Raw genomic sequence first — 3,922 nt, forward strand, 5'->3', positions numbered from 1 at the left:
GGACACCGATTCGGGCGGTGCTGCCGCCGTCGCCCGGAGAATCCTCGACCGACTCGAGGCCAGCCGGCCGATGCTGGACGACGGCAACACGGTTTCAGTCACCGCCAGCATCGGCGTGGCGACGCGCATGGCGGGCGATTCCCTCGACGCCCTGATGATGCGGGCCGATCATGCCATGTACGAAGCCAAGCGTGCGGGGCGCAACCAGGTCAGCATCGCGACCACCGGCGCGCCCCAACCGACGGCGGACGGATGAGCGCAGCCTATACGCTCATTCGGCGGCGAAGCGCGTGATCAGCGGGATGCTTTCCTCCAGGTGGGCGAACTCGTGGTTGCCGCCGGGGAACACGATCACGTCGGCCACATCCTCGTAGGCCGCCACCGCCATGCGGTAGTCGAGCACCTCGTCCCCTTCATCAAGCAATACCAGCGCCGGTCCGGCGAGGGGCGTATCGTAACGGGCCAGCGCACGGACGTCTTCCTCGCGCCATTCGTAGGTCGCCCCGGTGTAGTAATTGGTGACGGGGCCGATCAGCGCGCGCATGAGATCGGCCCTGACCACCGGGTTGATGAGCACGGCCTTCGCATCGAACTGCGTCAGAAGATAGCGGGTATAGAGCCCGCCCAGGGACGATCCCACGAACACGCAGGGTTCACTGCCGGCACCCGCCGCCTCCGCCTGCGACAGCAGCGTGCGTGCCGCTTCGTCCGGCGGATAGGGGTATTCCAGGCCGACCACGCGGTGACCGCTCAACAGGCGTTTGAGGGCCTGTCCCTTGCGGCTTCGGGCGCTGCTGCTGAATCCATGGACGTAGAAAAAGAGCATGACTGCTGCTGACCGTTATGCTCCCCCGGGGCGGGTGGCTCGGTCTTCTTGGTACTCGCCTATGGAAAGGCAGTCCTGCGCCCGCGTCAAGCACTTCCGAAGGCCATTGATCGGGATCAACGGGCTTCCCCGTTGCACGCGACCGGGCCATCTGCCCGGGTGCAGAATGTATGTATGGCCCGCGCGACGAGGGATGGGCGGGGGCAGGCGGTTCATTCGAAAGCAGCCCCGGGTCGGGGCGGGAGAGAGCTTGATATGTATACACACGGCGATGTGCGGACCATTGCTTCGCCGCGGTCCCGGGGACTGTTCCGGGCGCTGGCGACGGCGGCCCTGGCGGCGCTGGTCGGCCTGATCGGCATCCAGGCAGCGAAGGCCGCCGACATGGTGGTCTACAAGACGCCCACCTGCGGCTGTTGCGACAAATGGATCGAGCACATGGAGCAGGCGGGTTTCACCGTCGATGCGAGAGACCTGCAGAACCTGAACCCGATCAAGGCGCAACTGGGTATTGCCGGCAAGCTGCAGTCCTGTCACACGGCGACCGTGGGCGGTTATGTGGTGGAGGGCCATGTGCCCGCCGACGTGGTGCAGCGCCTCCTCGATGAGCAGCCCGCCATCCACGGCATTGCCGTTCCGGGCATGCCCATGGGCTCGCCGGGCATGGAAGGCCCCTATACGGAACGCTACAACGTACTCGCCATCGGCAGGGACGGGCGCGTCGAAATCTACGAGCGCCGCTGACAAGGACTGAGTCGGCGGTTCGATTCGGGGGCGGTATTGCGTGCCGCCCCCTTCACCTTGCATTCCTGGGATGTGCGTTCGCGTTCACGACGCCGGGCCGACGTTATGATGGCGGCCGAATCCACATCGGGCGCCGCCCCCAACGGCATTGATGACGCTGTTCCGGTTTCTCCGCTCGCTATGGGTGGCAGTCGTGCTGCTGTTGACCGCCTGCGCGAACCAGCCGCCCGAGCGTGCGGACAATATCTGTCACATCTTCGAGGAATACCCCCGCTGGTATGATCACGCGCGCCGCGCCGAGCAGCGCTGGGGTACGCCGATCCCCGTGCAGATCGCGTTCGTGCACCAGGAGTCGGGGTTTCGACACAATGTGCGTCCGCCCCGGGAATACCGGTTCGGCTTCATCCCGCGGCGCAGGCCGTCGAGTGCATACGGCTACGCCCAGGCGATCACGCCCGCGTGGAGCGATTACCAGGAGGCCACCGGGCGGCACAATGCCCGGCGCACGAACATGGCCCACGCACTGGATTTCATCGGCTGGTACAACGACGTCAGTCACCGGCGCCTCGGCATTCCGCCCTACGACGCCGAGCGCCTCTATCTCGCCTATCACGAGGGGCACACCGGTTATGCACGCGGGGCCTACCGGTCGAAGCCGCAGGTGCAGCGCGTGGCCCAGCGGGTCAACGAACGCGCGCAGCGTTACTCGGCGCAGTTGGAGGAATGCGAACGCCGCTTCCGCTGCCGGCGTTTCTACCAGTTCTGGCCTTTCTGCCGCTGAAGCGCCCGGGACCGGTCTCGCGGTGGCTGAGCGCGGGCTCCATCCGTGATCGAGCGCCAACGCGGTCCAGGCATCTCCTGATCCGACCAAGGTCCCATGTCACCCCGGACGGTGGTCCCAGTAACGTTTCTTCCTTCGGCCGATTCGCTGTCACCCCCGACTCCATAAGGTGGATCGTAAGAAATTGTCTGATCCAACCTAGTGGAGTGCGTCATCATGTTGAATCGAAGAGGAAGACAACGTACGTGGGGCGTCTCGGCGATGCTCCTTGCGGGTCTGGCGAGCGGCCTGCTCACCATGGTTCCGAAAACGGCCGAGGCGGTTCCGAGTTTTGCCCGGCAAACCGGCCAGGCGTGTGTTGCCTGCCACACTCAGCCACCCAGGCTGAATCAGTTCGGTCGGGAGTTCAAGATTTCGGGGTATCGCGCGAACATGATTCCCTTGCTGCATGGCGCGGACATCCAGGAGAACATGCCCCTGTCCGCCCGGGTCCGTGGCGACATCCGCCACAACTTCGACGGGGACAACGAAACTCACGTCAGTGCTCCGGACCCCATCCGGCTTTATGTGGCCGGGCGTATGACGGAGTACACGGGAGTTTATGTCCAGGCCCTCGGCGACGAGGACGACAGGACAGAGATGCAGCTCAGCCTCGCGAACGAATTCGGCGACTGGACCCTGGGCATCGCCGGCGGCAACGTCGGATTCGGCAGGTCCGACCCGTACGACACCCTCAGCCGGGGCACCGGCTCCCAGCTTTCACGCAACGTCGTGTCCACTTATGACCGCGAGGACCTGCGTAGCGGTTCCCTTCGCAACCGGGGCACCGGCGGCATGGCCTACGCGTACGGCAACGGCATGTACTTCGGCGTCGGCGCTTTTGACACCTCCGGGGACGAGGAGGATCTCAAGGACTACGCCGTGCGCGTCGCTTACGAGCCCCAGCTTGGCGACGGCGACGCCCACATCGGGGCCTTCTGGTTCCAGGCCGATAAACACGATTACAGACGTAGGGGCGACGATTCGGACGCGACCGACAGAGGCCGCCGGATGGGCGTCGATGCCTCCTACCAGTGGGATCTCGGCAATGGATGGAAGGGAGACGTTCTGGGCGTATACCTGATCGGCAGGCAGGAGGTGCGCGGTGACGTGAATGCTCCCGCTGCGCTTGGCCCGGACTACAATGTGGATCACAGCGGCTGGTTTGTCGGGGCGACGTTCCACCGCGGTCCATGGGCCTTCGGTCTCAACTACGGCCAGTATGAGTATGAAGACGACTATTCGGACCGGGGCACTCTGGTGCCGGGTGGTACCAAGGTGACCTCCATCAACCCCAGCGTCGGGTGGATGTTCGCGCCCAATGCGCGGTTGGGATTTGATGTTGAAGTTCTCGATAACGAGCTCAGTGGGTACGACGACACGAGAGCCCGTATGCGTTTCGATATCGGGTTCTGAACTACGTAACGATCCGGAAAAGCGACTGGGGCGGCCGCGGGGCCTGACGCCGCGATGACGTCATGTGTCTGCGCTGTGCCCGTCGGATCAGGCCAACGGCCGCCCCAGTCGCTTTT

Annotated in this window: 5 protein-coding genes; 4 read left to right on the forward strand and 1 reads right to left on the reverse strand. The window is 64.7% G+C overall.

Going from position 1 to position 3,922, the window contains the following annotated elements; genetic code table 11:
• Positions 1-256 (forward strand): diguanylate cyclase (locus tag B1C78_RS16775; RefSeq protein ID WP_139350001.1); only part of this gene is annotated, 256 nt, incomplete at its 5' end.
• Between the two features lie 15 nt (positions 257-271).
• Here the strand turns inward: B1C78_RS16775 and B1C78_RS16780 are convergent.
• Positions 272-826, reverse strand: coding sequence for a YqiA/YcfP family alpha/beta fold hydrolase (locus B1C78_RS16780; protein WP_077280299.1), 555 nt, complete (start codon positions 824-826; stop codon positions 272-274).
• 255 nt (positions 827-1,081) lie between these two features.
• Between B1C78_RS16780 and B1C78_RS16785 the strand changes: the two genes are divergently transcribed.
• From B1C78_RS16785 to B1C78_RS16795, 3 genes are all read left to right on the forward strand, one after another.
• Positions 1,082-1,570: a DUF411 domain-containing protein gene (locus tag B1C78_RS16785; RefSeq protein WP_077280300.1), complete on the forward strand. Its 489-nt coding sequence runs from the start codon at positions 1,082-1,084 to the stop codon at positions 1,568-1,570.
• Positions 1,571-1,721: 151 nt separating this feature from the next.
• Positions 1,722-2,351, forward strand: a complete 630-nt coding sequence (locus B1C78_RS16790) for a transglycosylase SLT domain-containing protein (RefSeq protein WP_077280301.1) — start codon at positions 1,722-1,724, stop codon at positions 2,349-2,351.
• A 432-nt stretch (positions 2,352-2,783) separates the two neighbouring features.
• Positions 2,784-3,806, forward strand: a complete 1,023-nt coding sequence (locus tag B1C78_RS16795; protein ID WP_139350002.1) for a hypothetical protein — start codon at positions 2,784-2,786, stop codon at positions 3,804-3,806.
• Positions 3,807-3,922: the final 116 nt, after the last annotated feature.

It is taken from the genome of Thioalkalivibrio denitrificans (assembly GCF_002000365.1).
In the GTDB taxonomy this organism is placed as follows: domain Bacteria; phylum Pseudomonadota; class Gammaproteobacteria; order Ectothiorhodospirales; family Ectothiorhodospiraceae; genus Thioalkalivibrio_A; species Thioalkalivibrio_A denitrificans.